The following is a 15669-nucleotide window of genomic DNA, read 5'->3' as shown; positions in this document are numbered from 1 at the left end:
CCCTCCCCCATGTCGGGCAACGCTGGCGAGTATAGAAGCGAATTTTGACCGCTGGCTAGCGCTTGGGCTTGAGCAGCGTGCCGGTGCATTGCGGCGAGCCGCACAGGCACTTCCACAGCTTCTTCAGGCGCGCCGTGTGGGGCACGTCGAGCACGATGCCGTAGTCGTAGGTGAGCTCCTCGCCCGGCTTGATGTTGCGGATCGCCTCGATCAGCACGCGGTCCCTGCGCGGGTCGCCGCTGGCGCTTTCCTCGACCAGCGCGCGGCAGTTCGGCGCGCAGCTGTGGTTGATCCAGCGCGCGCTGTTGCCGCCCTGGTTGGCGTCGATGATGTAGTCGTCGTTGAGCGTGAACAGGAAGGTGTGGCCGGTCTCGCCGCCGTCGCCATACAGGTCGTCGGCCTGCGCATGGGTCATCAACTTGCCCTTGTACTCGATGATCTCCTCGCCCTTGCTGATCGGCGCGGTGGCGAACACGCCGTTGCCGTGGATCGGCGAGCGGCGTGCAACAAAACGTCGTGACATGCGATGAGGCTCTGGGAAAAAGAAGGATGATGCCCGTTTGCCCGGCTGCGCGAAACCTCGCGTGCCGATTACGCCGAGTGACACAAATGGCACATGACCGCGGTGCTCCGCAGCGCGAGAGTGAAGGCTGCCGCACGATGATGTCATCCGCCCTGCAGTCTCCATGGAAACCCGGCACATGAATACATGGCTTGTTCTCGCGACCCTGGCGCTTCCGATGACCGCCGCGCTGCCCGCCAACGCCGGCAACCTGTCCCCCGCCGCGAACAAGGCTCTCGCCCAGCTGCTCGAACGCGGCAAGCAGACCCACAGCAACGCCGTGCTCGTGTTGCAGGATGGCCACAAACTCGGCCACTACTATCCCGATAACAAGGCACCCGGCCCGATCGAGCTGATGTCGGTCACCAAGTCGGTGGTAGCGCTGGGCATCGGCCAATTGCTCGACCAGGGCAGGATCAAGTCGCTGGACCAGCCGGTGGCCGACTTCTATCCCGAATGGAAACAGGGCCTGAAGAAGGACATCACCGTGCGCATGCTGCTCGACCATACGTCGGGTCTGCAAAATTTCCGGCGCGCCGATGTCGAGATCTATCCCGCGCCCGACGCCATCCAACTGGCGCTGACGGCGGAACTGAGCAGCAAGCCCGGCACCAACCCCAGCTACAACAACAAGGCGGTGAACCTGCTCGCCGGCATCATCGAAAAGGCGTCAGGCCAGCCGATGGACGTGTTCTTCCGGGACGGCCTGTTCAAGGCAATGGATATCCATCCGGGTCCCTGGAGCAAGGACAAGGCCGGCCATCCCTACGCCATGGCGGGGTTGTCGCTCACGGCGGCCGACCTGGCCAAGCTGGGCGAACTGGTGAACAACCGGGGCCAATGGCACGGGCATCAACTCGTGGCGACCGGCTACATCGACAGCATGCTTGCCGCCGGACCGCTGGAGGACGGCAGTGGCGGCCTGCTGTGGTGGCGAGCGCCGCAATGGATGCACTTCGACACCGACCCGGCCAGCTACGACATGCTGCGCGGACGCGGCGTGCCGGAAGCGACCGTGCGCAAGCTGCAAACCGCGTTGAAGGGCGCGCATTTCGACGACCCGGAGGCGCTCCAGCGCGGTATTGCCAAGGCGCTCGGGGCTGACGCGAAATCCATCATGGCCGATCAGCTGATCAGCCGGGGTATCGGCCCGTATCGCCTCTTCAAACGCAGTCAGGGTCCGATCGTGGCCTACTACGGCAACGGTGACGGCGGCCAGTACGTGGTGATCGTGCCGAAGGCGAATCTGGTCGCCGTGCGACAGATCGACGCCGGCAACGACGCCGAGTCCGCGGACGAGGGCTACGCCGACTTCGTCAGCGCGGTGTTGCGCGTGGCCGAAGCGAGCGGCGCTTTCGGCAAGGACAGCCCGCCACACTGAGGCATCGCTGCGGGAATCCGCTTCGCCTGACTGCCGCCAGCAATGGGCCATTGCTGTACGCACCAGGCCTGTCGACAAAACCGGCGCAAACGGCAAGCCACCGGGCTGCCCAACCCACGCCACTACCAATCCCCACCCCAAACGTGGTTAGAATCGGCATTCAAACGATCGTTTGGAGACCGCGATGCGTCTGTTGCGCTGGATCACCCCCGTCCTGCTGCTGGGCCTGGCCGCCTGCGGCCCGGCGAAGAAGAGCGTGTATCCGCCGACCCTGAGCATCCAGCAACTGCTGGTACTGCCGGGCGGGCAATGGCAGCTGACCGTGCGCATCCAGAACAACAGCTACGCCGGGATGGACTTCAAGTCGCTGGACGGCCAGCTGCAGGTGGCCGAGCTGGTACCGGTACGGCTGCACGCCGCGTTCGACCTCGACATTCCCGAACTCGCCGGCGACGTGGTCCAGCTTCGGGTGCTGCCCACCGCGGCAATGAACCAGGCGCTGCAGGCGGTCGCCGCCAAGGGCAGTGGCGGCGCGCTGGCCTACCGCATCAGCGGCAGCGCCAGCGCCAGGCCCGAGCAGGAAGACAAGCCGCGCTCGTTCGACTTCAACGGCAACGACTGGATCTCCCCGGTGCCTGGCATCCCCGACACGTACCGCTAGACGCCCCCGCTTTCCACCGAAGGAATCACCATGACCGCTTACAAGGCCCCCCTCGACGACCTGCGTTTCGCCCTGTTCGACGTACTCGGCGCCGAGCAGACCCTGACTTCGCTGCAAGGCGGCGAAGCGCACAGCCGTGACCTGCTCGACGCGGTGCTGGACGAAGCCGGCCGCCTCAGCGAACAGTTGCTGGCGCCGACCAACGCTCCGGCCGACGCGGAAGGCTGCCACTACGACAAGGCCACCCAGACGGTAACCACGCCGAAGGGCTTCAAGGAAGCGTTCAAGGCGTTCACCGAAGGCGGCTGGACCGGCCTGACCAATCCCGAAACCTACGGCGGCCAGGCGCTGCCCGGCGTGCTCGGCATCGCCACCACCGAGATCTTCCAGTCCGGCAACCTGGCCTGGAGCCTGTACCCGCTGCTGTCCGAGGGCGCCACCCACGCGATGGAACTGCACGGCGAGGAGTGGCAGCGCGAGCGCTTCATGAAGCCGATCGTCGCGGGCCGCTGGACCGGCACCATGTGCCTGACCGAGCCACAGGCCGGCTCCGACCTCGGCCTGCTGAAGACCCGCGCCGAGCCGGCGGCGGCGGACGCGGACGGCCACGCCGTCTACAAGATCAGTGGCACCAAGATCTTCATCAGCGCCGGCGAACACGACCTCGCCGAGAACATCGTGCACCTGGTGCTGGCGCGCCTGCCCGACGCGCCGGAAGGCAGCCGCGGCATCTCGATGTTCATCGTGCCGAAATTCAAGGTGAACGAGGACGGCTCGCTGGGCGCGCGCAACACGGTGGCCGCTGGCGCGATCGAGCACAAGATGGGCATCCACGCCTGCTCCACCTGCGTGATGAACTTCGACGGCGCCGATGGCTACCTGATCGGCAAGCCGCACAAGGGCCTCGCCGCGATGTTCACCATGATGAACGCGGCGCGCCTGTCGGTCGGCGTGCAGGGCCTGGCGCTGGCCGAGCGCGCACTGCAGAACAGCCTTAGCTACGCGCGCGAGCGGCTGCAGTCGCGTTCGCTGTCCGGCCCGAAGTTCCCCGACAAGCCGGCCGACAACCTGCTGGTGCAGCCGGACGTGCGGCGCATGCTGCTGACCCAGCGCGCCTTCGTCGAAGGTTCGCGCGCGCTGCTGCTGTACACCGCGCTGCAGACCGACATCGAACATCGCGCAGCGGACGAAGCCGCGCGGCAGAAAGCCGGCGAACTGGTCGCCTTCCTGATTCCGATCGCCAAGGGCATGACCACCGAGCTGGCGCAGGAGTGCACCAAGGAAGCGCTGCAGATCTACGGCGGCCACGGCTACATCGCCGAGAACGGCATGGAGCAGTTCGTGCGCGACGCCCGCATCATCACCCTGTACGAGGGCACCACGGGGATCCAGGCGGCCGACCTGCTGGGCCGCAAGATCCTCCAGTTGCAGGGCGTGGGCGCGAAACACTTCCTGCAGGAGATCAGCACGTTCTGCCAACAGCACAGCGCCGACGAATCACTGCGCAGCCTGATCGGCCCGCTCGCCGTCGCCACCAAGGAATGGAGCGAGCTCACCGTAAGCCTGGCCCAGCGCGTGGCGGCCAACCCGGAGGAACTCGGCGCCGCGGCGACCGACTACCTGTACTACTCCGGCTACGTCACCCTCGCCTACCTGTGGGCGCGCAGCGTGGCCGCCGCCGAAGCCGGCGCGCCATCGGCCGCGTTCAAGCAGGCCAAGCGCGACACTGCCGCGTTCTACTTCGCCCGCATCCTGCCGCGCACCCTGACGCACAAGGCGGCGATCGAGGCCGGGGTAACGACGCTGCCCGAAATCGCCTGAGGCCTCGCCGGCTATGCCAGCAGAAAGCCCGGCCGGCCCGCGCTTTCCTGCTGGCGCCGGCGGCAAGCGTCCCCGGCCGCCGCGCCACGCTGGCGTTCATCGTAAACTGTTACGCTCGGGCGGGAAGCAAGGCAGCCTGGGGATGGCATGAACACCGGCGCGTTCACGATATCCATCGACTTCGAGCTTTACTGGGGCGTGCGCGACACGCGCAGCCTCGACGCTTACCGCAAGCACCTGGAAGGTGCCCGGCAAGCCATTCCCCGTATGCTCGGCCTGTTCGAGCAGCATCACATCCACGCTACCTGGGCCGTGGTGGGGTTCCTGTTCTGCCACGACCGCAGCGAGGCCCTGGCCGCGGCGCCGCGCGAGCGGCCCAGCTACGACAACCGTGCGCTCTGCCCGTACCGCTACCTGGCACAAACGCCGGACATCGCCGAGCACTACCACTTCGCGCCCGCGCTGATCGACCTGATCGCCGCGACACCGGCGCAGGAAATAGCGACCCACACCTACTCCCACTACTACTGCCGCGAAGCCGGACAGACGGCCGCCACGTTCAGCGCCGACATCGCCGCCGCCGTGCGCATCGCGGCGACACGGGGTCTCGCCCCGCGCAGCCTGGTGTTTCCCCGCAACCAGTGGCACCCCGACTATCTGGCGGTACTGGCGGAACACGGCATCACCGCCTATCGCGGCAACGAGCACGGCTGGCTGTACACCGCGACCGACAACGTCGGACAGAACGCTGTGCGCCGCATGGGCCGTCTGCTGGACAGCTACGTCAACCTCAGCGGCTACCACACGTACACGCTGGAAAGCTGCGCCGGTGCGCCCCCGTTCAACTTTCCGGCCAGCCGTTTTCTGCGTCCCTACAATCCGCGCCTGGCGTGCCTGGACGGTCTGCGCCTGCGCCGGATCAAGCGCGCCATGCGCCATGCCGCCCGGCAGCACGAAATCTTCCACCTGTGGTGGCATCCGCACAATTTCGGCGTGGACACCGACCGGAACATGCACTTCCTGGAGCAGGTGATCGAGGAGTTCGAACGCCTGCGCCGCGATGACGGCATGCGCTCGCTGGGCATGGCCGAACTCGCCGACGCACTGGCTGCGCGATGAAGCGACGGCTTCCACGCATCGCCATGTTGTGCGGCGACGGGCCATCGTCCTGGTTCATGTACAACGCGCTGGCCGGCGAGGCGGAGATTCTCGCCGTGGTGGTGGAACGCAGGCCCTCGGCGCGGGGCATGATCCGGTACCGGCTGCGCCAGCTGGGCTGGCCCACCGTCATCGGCCAACTGGCCTTCATCGCGTTCAACCGGCTGCTGGTGCGACTCCAGCGCCCCCGAATGAACGAGCTGATCCGCCGCTACGGGCTGCAGGCGGACCCGCCGCCGGCCGCCATCACCCACCGGGTGCACAGCGTCAACACGGCGGCAGTGCGGCGGCTGCTCGGGAAGCTCGACGTCGACGCGGTGGTGGTGAACGGCACGCGGATCATCTCGCGCGCCGTGATCGAATGCATCGACCGCCCCTTCATCAACACCCACGTCGGCATCACTCCGCGTTACCGCGGCGTGCACGGCGGCTATTGGGCGCTGGTCCACGACGACGCCGAAAACTGCGGCGTCACCGTGCACCTGGTGGACACCGGGGTGGACACCGGCGGCGTGCTGTACCAGCAACGGATCCACGCCGAGAGCAGCGACGGCTTCAATACCTATCCGCTGCACCAGCTGGCCGCCGCCATCCCGCTGATGAAGCAGGCTTTGCGCGACGCGGTCGACGGCACCCTCACCCCTCGCGACGGCGTCGGCCCCTCCGGGCTCTGGTATCACCCCACCCTGAGCCAATACCTCAGGTACCGGTTTTCGAGGTCGGTCAAATAACGTCCGCTCGAAGCGGGATCGTGTCAGCCGCGGTGTCGAAATGCGTCAGCTTTTCTTCGAGAGCGGCAGCCATTCGGCAGGTTACTGCCTGGAAGTGCCCTGGCAGACGGTGCCGCTGAACCGCAGATACTGCTGGATCAGGGCCTCATGGGCATCGGCCACCTGCAACAGTTCCCGCGCCAGCGTTTCCTCCGCACTGACCGCATTGGCTGGTGACGGCGCCACGGCCGCCGGTGTCCTGATCGGCGCCCGCGACGGTACCGCAGGCTCCGCCGATGCGGATTCGATCAGACAGGTGATGTCGTAGGCAAGGTCGCTCATGCGCTCAGGCATGCAATAGGCTTGCCAATGTCGGCGATGTCATCCGGGCCATCGATGCGGTTACGCCAGGCCACTTCGTCCGCCGGCGGACCGGTGCCGTGACCCGCTGGATCACAGCCCAGGCCACCAGCGCGCAAGACAGCAGCACCGTCAGCACCAGCCAGGGGCACGGCTTCCAGCGCCGAGCAATCATCCCCTGCCCATGCGTCGGTGTCGACTCAGGGGTGCTCCACGCCGACACTGGATCGACGCTCCCGCCAGGGCGATCGATCGATGAACCTGCCCGCCCAATTTCTCGCTTCTGGCCCTTCACGAGACCTCGGTCACGCGACCGGATGGCGAAATCCGGATCGAGCCCGCCACGCCGGTGGATATGGTAGAAATTGCCGCGGGGACGAATGGCAGCGACACCATGGCTTCGCCGGCTGCACGCGCGATCCCGGGCCGGTATCCCGACAACGAAAACTCGGCAATGGCATGCCCGGCAAGCGACGGCTGGTGTCGCTGGCGGGGCCCGCCAGAGGGAGATCGCATGTCCGACACCGACATCACCAGCTTGCTTGCACTTGCCCGCGACGGCGAGCCTGCGCCACTGGGCGCCGTGTTCGAAGCGCTGTACCCCGAGCTGCTGCGCCTTGCCAACTTGGTGGTGCAGTTCGCCAACACCGAGGTGCAGGTACGGGCCTTGCAGGGAACGGTCCACAAGCCACCCGACGACAGTGGCCCGGAAGGACACGGCACCCGTTTCGTCCGCTTCACCGCCACCGCCGGCGTGGACCCGGACGCGCTGGAGGAATACGACCGCACGCTGCGCGACGAGGAGATGCGCACCCGGGAAATCTTCAATCGATGCCTGGGCGAACTCGGCCTGCCGGCGGAGCAGAGCTTGCGCGAAATCGCCGATTCGGCGGAGAAATGGCGAGTGCGATGGGAGATCCGACCGTTGTTCCCGGATCACATGACCATCCCGATGCGCGATCCGGAAAACCATTTCGTCAAGCAGCACTCGGTACTGCGCGAGATGCAGCTCAAGCGCGTTTCCGAGGCGAGCGCGGAGGCCACGGTCAAGGCCCAGGTCTGGCGCGAGCGCGCCACCCGCGGCGAGACCACCGTGGCCGCCAACGAGGTGATCGCCAAGGTCGTGGACACCGGCACGCCGGGGGCGGGCGAACTGGCGAACTCGATGAAGGCCATCTTCGGCCTGGGCATGAAGGACATCGTGATCGACCTCGCCGCCGGCTGGATGAAGCACATCCTCGTTCCACGCGCCGCCGCCGTGCAGAAAATTGAATACCACTGCCTGCAGGTCCAGCGCCGTTACCGAAGCAACGGCAAGGTCCAGGCCATCGGCAACGGCACCGGGGAAATCGCCCGCGCGCGCGAAAACTGCCTGCTGCCGGAAACGGCGAAGTAACAGGACGCGTCGATCGCCGGCGCGGATCACGAATCACTTTCCGGAACCCCGCATGATGAAGAAAACGACCACCATCCTGCTGGCAGTCCTGGTTTCACTGGGGTTGCCGGCCTGCAGGGTAGATGCCGGCAACGCCACACCCAGGGCAGAAACAGGCCATGCCACGGGAACCGCCCTCGATACACGGGGCAAGCCCATCGCCGGCGCGAAGATCCTGCTCGACAACCGCGTGTTCTACGCCTCGTACATCCACGGCTCCACCGGGGAAGACGGCAGTTATCGAATCAAGGCGCAGCCCGGCGCATGGAAGGCGCACGCGTCCATCAAGAAGGCCTACAACGGCAAGACCTACACCCTGGAACTGCAGCCGGACAACGTCGACTCCTTCGACGACCAAGGCGCCGTCCGCAACTTCGTCTGGAAACTGGAAGGACGCGTGCCGGACAACGACTACGGATTCTATGGCGGGTTCATCCAGCTCAGCACGGATCTGGACTTCAGCGGGGACCTGGACCACGTCGAGCTGACGTTGACGCCCAGCGGCCCGCTGATCGACGGCTCGCCCGGAAAGACGCTGCGACTGCGGCCCGGGGACCATTACTGGGTCGATCGCTACCAGGTGGAAGACGTCCCCCTCGGCCGCTACACGGTCGAAGCGGCATTGAAGGGCGTTGCGGGAAATCGTCGCCTGAGGATCCAGGACTGGCACGCGAAAGGAGAATTCAAAGCCGAACTCCAGCTGGACTTCATCCCCAATCCCGGCAGCGGCAGGAACAACTCGGCCTCGATCGTCATTGGCGATTGACGCTTCATGCAAACACGATCAGGAACATGCAACCCATGACATTGAAAACTCTCGCCCGCGCTGCGGCCATGGCCAGCGCGGGGCTGATGCTTGCCGCGTGCGTCCGCATTTCAGAACCCGATGCGGCCCGCGTGGACTGCGGCAAACCCGGTCCCCACGGCGTCACTTGCAAGATCCAGCGCACCGCCGGCAACGGCGGCTTCGAAGCCTGCTGGGACCTGGTCATCAGCTGCCGCAACAAGGGCGGGATGAGCGGCGGCGCCTGCCACAAGGTAGCTCAGGGACAAAGCGCGGCAAGCGAAATCATGCCTGTGCAGAGTTTCTCCAACCAGGCCAGCTGCGACGTCCCCACCTCCGGCAAGGTCGAACACCTGAAGATCAAATCCCTGTAACGCGCCGTGCCGCCCGCGCAACGATGTGAACAACACCATCACCCCTGCGAAGGCGAGGACCCGACGATGGCGGGGATCACGGTCGTCGACGTCTCCATCGAACGCTGCACATCGCGATGGCGGACGGTAGCCTGGAACCCCGAGGCATCGCCTTCCGGTTCCAGCACGACGGTGAAACTCCGGCCCTTGCGGTCCTGGCGGTTCAGTCGCGCAACGATGTGTCCCTGCCAGGGCCGCTGCGGCTCCACGGTGAACACGACCGGCTCGCCGCTGCCCCGCACCGTCACCCGGACCCGTCCACGCTCGACGCGGAATGCGCTTTCGGCCTCGAAGTAGCGGTAGAACCCCGGCGACTTGCCACGAAAGGTCGCCGCCGCACGGCCGTGGAACGTGCCCACCCGCAGCGTGCAGCGCTTCCACGGGTTGTCCGACAGCTGGACCGGCTTTTCGCAGTCCACAACCGCCACCCCCTCCGGTGGCGTGCAGCCGGCCAGCGGCAGCACGAGCGCGGCGGCCAGAAGCGTGGCAATGGAACAGGATGACATGGCGAATCTCCAGAAGGTGATTCCCATACAACGTGATCCGGGGCCGCGACATGACAGGTGCCCGGTACCACTGGATTCCGATCCAGCCCCGGCGCACGAATGCCTTCACCATCTTGTGCAGGACCAGCGCTGCGCCAGCCAAGCCACTGTCCCGATGAAGCGCGAATCTGACATGTCCGCCGCGGACGCCGCAACCGCCGGCGCGCCGACGCCTCAATGCAGCTTCAGCAGCGGCCGCGTATTGCGGGCGATCGCATCGCCGAGCAGCTTGCGCGAAGTGCGCCAGGGGCCGTACAGGGCGGACTGGTGCATGCGGTAGAGCGAGGCGTAGAAGAAATGCGCGAGGCGCCCCTCGATGACGCGGTTGCCGAACAGCTTGCCGAAGGCGTTGTACGAGGCCAGCGAAATCAGCGTGCCGCGGTCCTGGAAACGGTAATCCTGCAGCGGCTTGCCGTCGAGACGGCGGCGCAGGTTGCCGACCAGCAGGGTCGCCTGCTGATGCGCCGCCTGGGCCAGCGCGGGCACGTTGCCGCTGGCGCCGCCGCCGCGGGGACAGGCCGCGCAATCGCCCAGCGCGAAAACGTCCGGGTCGCGCGTGGTCTGCAGCGTGGGCAGCACGGCCAGTTGGTCGTTGCGGTTGGTTTCCAGTCCGTCGATCTCGCGCAGGAACGCGGGCGCGCGCACGCCGGCCGCCCACACCATCACGTCGGACGGCAGCAGCTTGCCCCCGGCGTCGTACAGGCCGCTGGCGTCGGCGTGCTTGACCGCCGTGGCGGTCCGCACGGTGATGCCCATCTGCTGCAGATTCTCGCGCACGCCGCGGCTGATCCGCTCAGGCAGCGCCGGCAGCAGCCGCGGGCCGGCCTCCAGCAAGGTGATGTCGAGATGCTCCAGGCCTTCCTTGCGACTCTGGTAGTGCGCCAGCGTGCGGTTGGCGTCGAGCAGTTCCGCGCACAGCTCGACGCCGGTGGCGCCACCGCCGACGACAGCGATGCGCAGCGCCGTGTCGATGCCCTGGGCGACTCGCGAAATGTGCCGCTCCAGCATGTTCTGGCGCAGGTCCTCGGCCTGCGCCACCGAGTCGAGGAAGATGCAGTGTTCGGCTATGCCCGGCGTGCCGAAGTCGTTGCCGATGCTGCCCACCGCGATCACCAGGGTGTCGTAGCCAAGCTCGACCGCCGGCGTCTGCACACCGCTGTGTTCGCCCCGCCATGCGGCCAGCCGGATCACCCGGCGCGCGCGGTCGAGCCCGGCCATGCGACCGGCGACGAAGCGGAAATGATTCCAGCGCGCCTGCGCCGCGTAGCTGAGTTCCTCGGTGGCCGCGTCCAGCACGCCGGCTGCCACTTCATGCAGCAGCGGTTTCCAGATGTGGGTGAGGTTGCCGTCCACCAGGGTGACGCTGGCGCGGCCGGGCTTGCCCAGCGCATGACCGAGCCGGGTGGCCAGTTCCAGCCCGCCGGCGCCGCCGCCGACGATCACGATCCGGTGCATCATGGTTTTCTCCCGGGCCTGGAATGGCGAACGCCGCCGCATGCCGCGTTGCGACGCCCAGCCATTGTCGCGCCATGGCGTGAAAAGCAGATGCTGCCGATGTCTGCGGTCACTTCGTCTGCTTCAGCGCCTCCAACTGCAGCCGCAGGATCCGTCGCAGCTCCACGATCGCCGCCGGCGTCTCCTGCACGCTGTGCCAGGAGGGAATGGCCAGTTCGGAATCGGCGCCGTCGAGGTGGGCGCTTTTGTACGGCACCACGCCGTCGTTGCTGTCCTGCAGAGTGCCTTTCGATTTATACACACCGACGATGGTGTGGTAGTGCACCAGCGGCGAGATCGGCAGGTTGGCGGCGGCAACGATGAACGGGGAAGCGTCGCTGAGGTTGTCGATGCTGTTGGGCATGTACAGCGGTCGGGTCCCGTCCGAGTCGTCGGATTCCAGCAGATTGCCGATTTCCGCCATTTCCTTCAGCACGGCCACCGGCAACCGGATCAGGTTGCCGACCCAGCGCGCGAGGCGGTGCTGGGCGTACGGCGTGCCGCGATGCGGCGCCGCCAGGAACACCGCGCGGGTCACTTGCGGCATCGGGGTGAACTGCAAATAAGGCGCCAGCCGCTGGTGCAGCCGCTGCTGCTTCCTTGCCGACAGGTTGGCGCGTACCGGGATCACGCCCCACAGCCGGTCGTCGCTGGAGGACACCAGCAGGCGCGCGATCACGCCGCCCATGCTGTGGCCGATCAGCACCATGTTGTTCGATGCGCGTGCCTGGCCTGTTGGATCGTAATGTTGCAGCGTGGCGTCCAGCGCCTTGCGGATGTTGGCCAGGTTCACCGCCACCGGCAGGTTGGTCGGGTAGTAGACCTCCCACACCTGGTAGTTGTGGCGCAGTTCCTCGTCACCCATCACCTCGTTGGCCACGTTGATCCACGCTTCCGGACTGCTGGCCAGGCCGTGCAGCATTACCACGGTGAGCCGGTCCGGGTCGTAGGGCTGCATCAGCAGTACGCGCGGCGTGCGGATGCCGCCTTCGCGACCCAGCAGCGAGCGGATCGACTGGCTGGCGAAGCCCGAACGGGCCAGCCATACGCCGTAGGGTGCGGTGAAATTCGCACCCAGCGGCACCACCCGGCCGCCCACCGTGACGGTATCGTCGTGGTACGGGTCGCGCACCAGCAGGCGCACCTGCCGCGTCGCCAGCATGGCATCGAGCGTGCTGCCCTCGAATTCCAGCGCACCGGTGATCGGCACGTAATCGGGTTCGCGCCACGGCACCTCGGCGGCGGCCGCCTCTGCTGGCGCAACGGCCACGAAGTTGGAGCCGAAGCCGTCGCGTCGATAGATATTGCGCAGGCCCTCGAAGCGCAGGTTCGCCGCCGGGATCAGCTCTGCCGGCACGCGCGTACCGCCCGGCAGGCGCATATCGCTCTGCGAGCGCAGCACGCTCCAGCCGGCCAGCGTGGTTTGCGTCCAGTGCGGGTCCAGATGCGGCAGCTCCAGGAAGAAGCGGCTCATCACGCGCTGCACGGCCAGGTTGTAGAACCACGTCACCTGCACCTGACGCAATTCGAACGTGCGCTCGGTGGGCGCACGCGCGGTGTAGAAGAGATACGCATAGGCGTAGCGCGCGGACTGCAGGAAGGCGTCCAGCGTCGTGTCGTCCATCGTCGCGCCGGACTGCGACCGCTCCGCCTTGAGCGCCCGGCCCAGCCACATCTCGGCCAACGTGGAGAGCCGCTGCTCGTCGGTCAGCCCCGCCGAGTGGGCGACGGTGTCGGTGCAGGCCGCGAAATCGCGCTGGCAGCTGTCGAGCGTCAGCGCAACCACGTTGAGCGACTGCACGGTGCGGTCGCTCGGCCGGCCGGCAACGATCACGTCGGCGCGCTGCTGGCTGACGTAGTCGTTGGTGTTGACGCGGCTCACCCCGACCATCGCGCAGGCGTTGAGGCCGAGCAGCCCGATCACGGCGATGCAGCGCGCTGCCCAGGCGCAGGTTCGGGCCTTCATCTGCAGCGATCCCATCGGCATCTTGTTCCAGGCCAGGCGATGCGGGGATTGTAGCCGCCGCATCAGAGATCCGGCATTGTCATGCCACAGTCAAAGCTGCAGGCTTGCGGCATGGACGGATGCCCGGGAACGAGATGGCAAAGAAGTACGGGGTGATCGGCAGGACGGCACTCTTCGCGGCGGTGTCGCTCGCCAGCTTCGTCTCCGGTACGTGGGGCGCCATGGCGCTGTGGTACCAGTTGCCCGGCAACGCCACCGTGCGCACGCTCGGCGGCACGCTGTGGGCGCTGGCCGTGATCGCCCTGGCTGCCGTCGCCATCGCCCGCCGCAGCTGGCTTCCGCTGGGTGTCTACACGGCGATGTACGCGCTGCTGCTGTTGTGGTGGGCGAGCATCGCGCCGTCCGGCACGCGGGTCTGGGCCGACGACGTCGCGCGCCAGTTCACCGGCACGGCGAGCGGCAGCGAAGTCACCCTCGACAACGTGCGCGACTTCGACTGGCGCAGCGACGACGACTACGACACGCGCTGGGAAACCCGCCATTACGACCTGGACCACCTCGCCTCGGCCGACGCGGTGCTGTCGTACTGGGGCAGCCGGGCGATCGCCCACGCGATGATCTCGTTCGGCTTCGACGACGGCAGCCGCGTGGTCTTCTCGGTGGAAATCCGCCGGCAGCGCGGCGAGCAGTATTCGCCGATCGGCGGCTTCTTCAAGCAGTTCGAGACGGTGTTGGTGGCCGCCGACGAACACGACATCATCCGTGTGCGTACCAACGTGCGCGGCGAGGACGACTACCTGTACCCGCTGCGCATGGACAAGGCGGCCATGCGTGCGCTGTTCCTCTCCTATGTGCAGGCGGCGAACACGCTCGCCGGCAGGCCGGCGTTCTACAACACGATCACCTCGAACTGCACCACGATCGTCTACCGCATGGCCCGGCAGATCGAGCCAGGACTGCCGTGGGACATCCGCCTGCTGCTGACCGGCTACCTGCCGGACTACCTGCACGACGTGGGTGCAGTGGATCGCAGCGTGTCGCTCGACGAACTGCGCCGCCGCAGCCGCATCACCGAACGGGCGCGAAACACGGCGGCGGGCGACGACTTCTCCCGCGCGATCCGCGCGCGCGGATCCTGACCTCGGCGTGTCAGGCGCTCAGGCCACGGCGGCCAACTTCCGATCCGCCGCGCGATTGAACGGCGGCCGCCGCGGTCATCCCGCCAGTGCGAAACGCGTCACGCGCCTGACCGGATCGGCCTCGACCAGGCTCACCCTGACGTCGGCGCCGAGCGGAAGACTCGCGGCACCTGACACGCTGGCCTCGACCGCCGGATCGCGCACGATGACCGTGCCTTTGCCCGGATCGTCATGGCCGACCTCGACGATCGCACCGTTGAAGACCTCGCCCACGCGTGGCGCCAGCACGGTGGCTTCGGCCAGGTTGCGGCCGCCGTGCCGCAGCGGCCTCGACTTCCGGCGGGAATGCCGACGGCAGTTTCAGGTCGTCGTGAATGGCGCGCATGCCCTGCGCCAGCAGGGCTCGCCGGCGGGCCGGAGATGGATGCAGCGGGTGGTCGACATGGACGGGTTCCCTGCGTGGATGCCGTTCGGCAAGGCGAGGCCGATACCCTGCCGCGCTGCGCAAAAATATACACGGGCCTGCCGGCAGCCTGCTTCCAGCTACCCGAGGGCTACCGCCATCATCAGGCAAGGTGTAGAAACGGCACTGTCACCCAACCGCCGAGTCGATCCCCATGACCGAGGTGTCCCTGCTGATCCGCCTGGCCGAAGAAGAGGACGACGACTTCATTCTGGCGCAGGCGCCGCGCTTCGCCGATTTCACGCTGCCGCCGTGGCGGCGTCGCCACGAGTGCATCGAGGGTATCCGCAACGACCTGCAGCGCCACCTGGAGGACCAACCGGCGAACAGTTACCTGTTCGTGGCCGAGGACGCCGACGGCGAACGGGCCGGCTTCATCCACCTGCAGCGCACCGCGGATTTTTTTACCGGACGCAGCAACTGCCACATCTCCGACATGGCGGTGGCGCCGCCGTACGAGAATCGCGGGGTCGGCAAGGCGCTGCTGGCGCACGCCGAGACATGGGCACGCGGCCACCATTGCCAGCTGGTGACGCTGGCGGTGTTCCCCGGCAACGCGCGCGCCCGCGCGCTGTACGAAGCCGCCGGTTACCTGCCGGACCTGCTGCGGCTGGCCAAGCCGGTGCGCTGAGAGGTTGTGATTTTTTCAGCCTCTCAGGCTGGCCACGGCGAGGGCATGGCGAGGGTATGGACGCCCGAGTTGAGGCAACGGAGGAGCGGTTGCCCGATGGCCGGACTGAAACAGTCACGCAAGCGACTGTTTCATGTGAGCGAGTC

At 67.0% G+C, this 15669-nt stretch carries 16 protein-coding genes; 10 read left to right on the top strand and 6 right to left on the bottom strand.

The window, feature by feature from the left end; translation table 11 throughout:
- Positions 1–55: 55 nt before the first annotated feature.
- The gene (locus UUA_RS02110; protein ID WP_008433860.1) at positions 56–523 is read right to left on the bottom strand and encodes an SET domain-containing protein; all 468 of its coding nucleotides are present in this window, start codon (positions 521–523) and stop codon (positions 56–58) included.
- Positions 524–701: 178 nt separating this feature from the next.
- Between UUA_RS02110 and UUA_RS02105 the strand changes: the two genes are divergently transcribed.
- The 5 genes from UUA_RS02105 to UUA_RS02085 all read left to right on the top strand — a co-directional run bounded on the left by UUA_RS02105 (position 702) and on the right by UUA_RS02085 (position 6314).
- Positions 702–1943, top strand: a complete 1242-nt coding sequence (locus UUA_RS02105; protein ID WP_039953424.1) for a serine hydrolase domain-containing protein — start codon at positions 702–704, stop codon at positions 1941–1943.
- A gap of 184 nt (positions 1944–2127) precedes the next feature.
- Entirely contained in the window at positions 2128–2604 is a 477-nt protein-coding gene (locus UUA_RS02100; RefSeq protein WP_039953423.1) for a hypothetical protein, read from the top strand.
- A gap of 30 nt (positions 2605–2634) precedes the next feature.
- Positions 2635–4425: an acyl-CoA dehydrogenase C-terminal domain-containing protein gene (locus UUA_RS02095; protein WP_008433855.1), complete on the top strand. Its 1791-nt coding sequence runs from the start codon at positions 2635–2637 to the stop codon at positions 4423–4425.
- Positions 4426–4572: 147 nt separating this feature from the next.
- On the top strand, positions 4573–5544 hold the full coding sequence (locus tag UUA_RS02090) for a polysaccharide deacetylase family protein (RefSeq protein ID WP_008433853.1): 972 nt from the start codon (positions 4573–4575) through the stop codon (positions 5542–5544).
- Positions 5541–6314, top strand: coding sequence for a formyl transferase (locus UUA_RS02085; protein WP_039953417.1), 774 nt, complete (start codon positions 5541–5543; stop codon positions 6312–6314). Before UUA_RS02090 ends, UUA_RS02085 begins: the two co-directional genes overlap by 4 nt.
- Before the next feature lie 81 nt (positions 6315–6395).
- On the opposite strand, the gene UUA_RS02080 is transcribed toward UUA_RS02085, so the two are convergent.
- Entirely contained in the window at positions 6396–6635 is a 240-nt protein-coding gene (locus tag UUA_RS02080) for a hypothetical protein (protein WP_008433850.1), read from the bottom strand.
- Positions 6636–7167: 532 nt separating this feature from the next.
- On the opposite strand from UUA_RS02080, the gene UUA_RS19865 reads away from it, so the two are divergent.
- Genes UUA_RS19865 through UUA_RS02065 form a run of 3 tightly spaced genes read left to right on the top strand, consistent with a single transcriptional unit; the run spans position 7168 to position 9246 of the window.
- A complete protein-coding gene (locus UUA_RS19865; protein ID WP_008433848.1) occupies positions 7168–8049 on the top strand; it encodes a hypothetical protein in 882 nt (293 codons plus the stop codon).
- Between the two features lie 52 nt (positions 8050–8101).
- Complete coding sequence (locus tag UUA_RS02070) at positions 8102–8854, top strand: carboxypeptidase-like regulatory domain-containing protein (protein WP_008433846.1); 753 nt, start codon at positions 8102–8104, stop codon at positions 8852–8854.
- 26 nt (positions 8855–8880) lie between these two features.
- Positions 8881–9246: a hypothetical protein gene (locus UUA_RS02065; protein ID WP_153022842.1), complete on the top strand. Its 366-nt coding sequence runs from the start codon at positions 8881–8883 to the stop codon at positions 9244–9246.
- Positions 9247–9284: 38 nt separating this feature from the next.
- Here UUA_RS02065 and UUA_RS02060 read toward each other — a convergent pair whose 3' ends face one another.
- The 3 genes from UUA_RS02060 to UUA_RS02050 all read right to left on the bottom strand — a co-directional run bounded on the left by UUA_RS02060 (position 9285) and on the right by UUA_RS02050 (position 13290).
- Positions 9285–9818 (bottom strand): hypothetical protein, encoded by a 534-nt coding sequence (locus UUA_RS02060; RefSeq protein ID WP_153022841.1) that lies wholly within the window; start codon positions 9816–9818, stop codon positions 9285–9287.
- Between the two features lie 186 nt (positions 9819–10004).
- A complete protein-coding gene (locus UUA_RS02055; RefSeq protein ID WP_008433841.1) occupies positions 10005–11288 on the bottom strand; it encodes an NAD(P)/FAD-dependent oxidoreductase in 1284 nt (427 codons plus the stop codon).
- A gap of 106 nt (positions 11289–11394) precedes the next feature.
- On the bottom strand, positions 11395–13290 hold the full coding sequence (locus tag UUA_RS02050; RefSeq protein ID WP_039953421.1) for an esterase/lipase family protein: 1896 nt from the start codon (positions 13288–13290) through the stop codon (positions 11395–11397).
- 134 nt (positions 13291–13424) lie between these two features.
- Here UUA_RS02050 and UUA_RS02045 point away from each other — a divergent pair, with 134 nt between their 5' ends.
- Positions 13425–14429 carry an Lnb N-terminal periplasmic domain-containing protein gene (locus tag UUA_RS02045; protein ID WP_008433838.1) on the top strand — a complete coding sequence of 335 codons (1005 nt, stop codon included), beginning with the start codon at positions 13425–13427 and terminating at the stop codon, positions 14427–14429.
- Positions 14430–14504: 75 nt separating this feature from the next.
- Here the strand turns inward: UUA_RS02045 and UUA_RS02040 are convergent, their stop codons facing one another.
- Entirely contained in the window at positions 14505–14702 is a 198-nt protein-coding gene (locus UUA_RS02040) for a hypothetical protein (RefSeq protein ID WP_235605858.1), read from the bottom strand.
- 344 nt (positions 14703–15046) lie between these two features.
- Between UUA_RS02040 and UUA_RS02035 the strand changes: the two genes are divergently transcribed.
- Complete coding sequence (locus tag UUA_RS02035; RefSeq protein WP_008433835.1) at positions 15047–15523, top strand: GNAT family N-acetyltransferase; 477 nt, start codon at positions 15047–15049, stop codon at positions 15521–15523.
- The last annotated feature ends 146 nt before the right edge of the window (positions 15524–15669 follow it).

Origin of the sequence: Rhodanobacter thiooxydans LCS2 (genome assembly GCF_000264375.1) — a bacterium.
Taxonomy (GTDB): domain Bacteria; phylum Pseudomonadota; class Gammaproteobacteria; order Xanthomonadales; family Rhodanobacteraceae; genus Rhodanobacter; species Rhodanobacter thiooxydans.
The sequence above is the reverse complement of the archived record's forward strand: the minus strand, read 5'-3'. Positions and strand labels throughout refer to the sequence as shown.

What these genes read in the sequence shown, in the direction of transcription:
- UUA_RS02035 (WP_008433835.1), top strand. Translation starts at nt 15,047, where the DNA reads ATGACCGAGGTGTCCCTGCTGATCCGCCTGGCCGAAGAAGAGGACGAC.
- UUA_RS02080 (WP_008433850.1), bottom strand. Translation starts at nt 6,635, where the DNA reads ATGAGCGACCTTGCCTACGACATCACCTGTCTGATCGAATCCGCATCG.
- UUA_RS02045 (WP_008433838.1), top strand. Translation starts at nt 13,425, where the DNA reads ATGGCAAAGAAGTACGGGGTGATCGGCAGGACGGCACTCTTCGCGGCG.
- UUA_RS02065 (WP_153022842.1), top strand. Translation starts at nt 8,881, where the DNA reads ATGCAACCCATGACATTGAAAACTCTCGCCCGCGCTGCGGCCATGGCC.
- UUA_RS19865 (WP_008433848.1), top strand. Translation starts at nt 7,168, where the DNA reads ATGTCCGACACCGACATCACCAGCTTGCTTGCACTTGCCCGCGACGGC.
- UUA_RS02105 (WP_039953424.1), top strand. Translation starts at nt 702, where the DNA reads ATGAATACATGGCTTGTTCTCGCGACCCTGGCGCTTCCGATGACCGCC.
- UUA_RS02100 (WP_039953423.1), top strand. Translation starts at nt 2,128, where the DNA reads ATGCGTCTGTTGCGCTGGATCACCCCCGTCCTGCTGCTGGGCCTGGCC.
- UUA_RS02110 (WP_008433860.1), bottom strand. Translation starts at nt 523, where the DNA reads ATGTCACGACGTTTTGTTGCACGCCGCTCGCCGATCCACGGCAACGGC.
- UUA_RS02085 (WP_039953417.1), top strand. Translation starts at nt 5,541, where the DNA reads ATGAAGCGACGGCTTCCACGCATCGCCATGTTGTGCGGCGACGGGCCA.
- UUA_RS02070 (WP_008433846.1), top strand. Translation starts at nt 8,102, where the DNA reads ATGATGAAGAAAACGACCACCATCCTGCTGGCAGTCCTGGTTTCACTG.
- UUA_RS02055 (WP_008433841.1), bottom strand. Translation starts at nt 11,288, where the DNA reads ATGATGCACCGGATCGTGATCGTCGGCGGCGGCGCCGGCGGGCTGGAA.
- UUA_RS02095 (WP_008433855.1), top strand. Translation starts at nt 2,635, where the DNA reads ATGACCGCTTACAAGGCCCCCCTCGACGACCTGCGTTTCGCCCTGTTC.
- UUA_RS02090 (WP_008433853.1), top strand. Translation starts at nt 4,573, where the DNA reads ATGAACACCGGCGCGTTCACGATATCCATCGACTTCGAGCTTTACTGG.
- UUA_RS02060 (WP_153022841.1), bottom strand. Translation starts at nt 9,818, where the DNA reads ATGGGAATCACCTTCTGGAGATTCGCCATGTCATCCTGTTCCATTGCC.
- UUA_RS02050 (WP_039953421.1), bottom strand. Translation starts at nt 13,290, where the DNA reads ATGAAGGCCCGAACCTGCGCCTGGGCAGCGCGCTGCATCGCCGTGATC.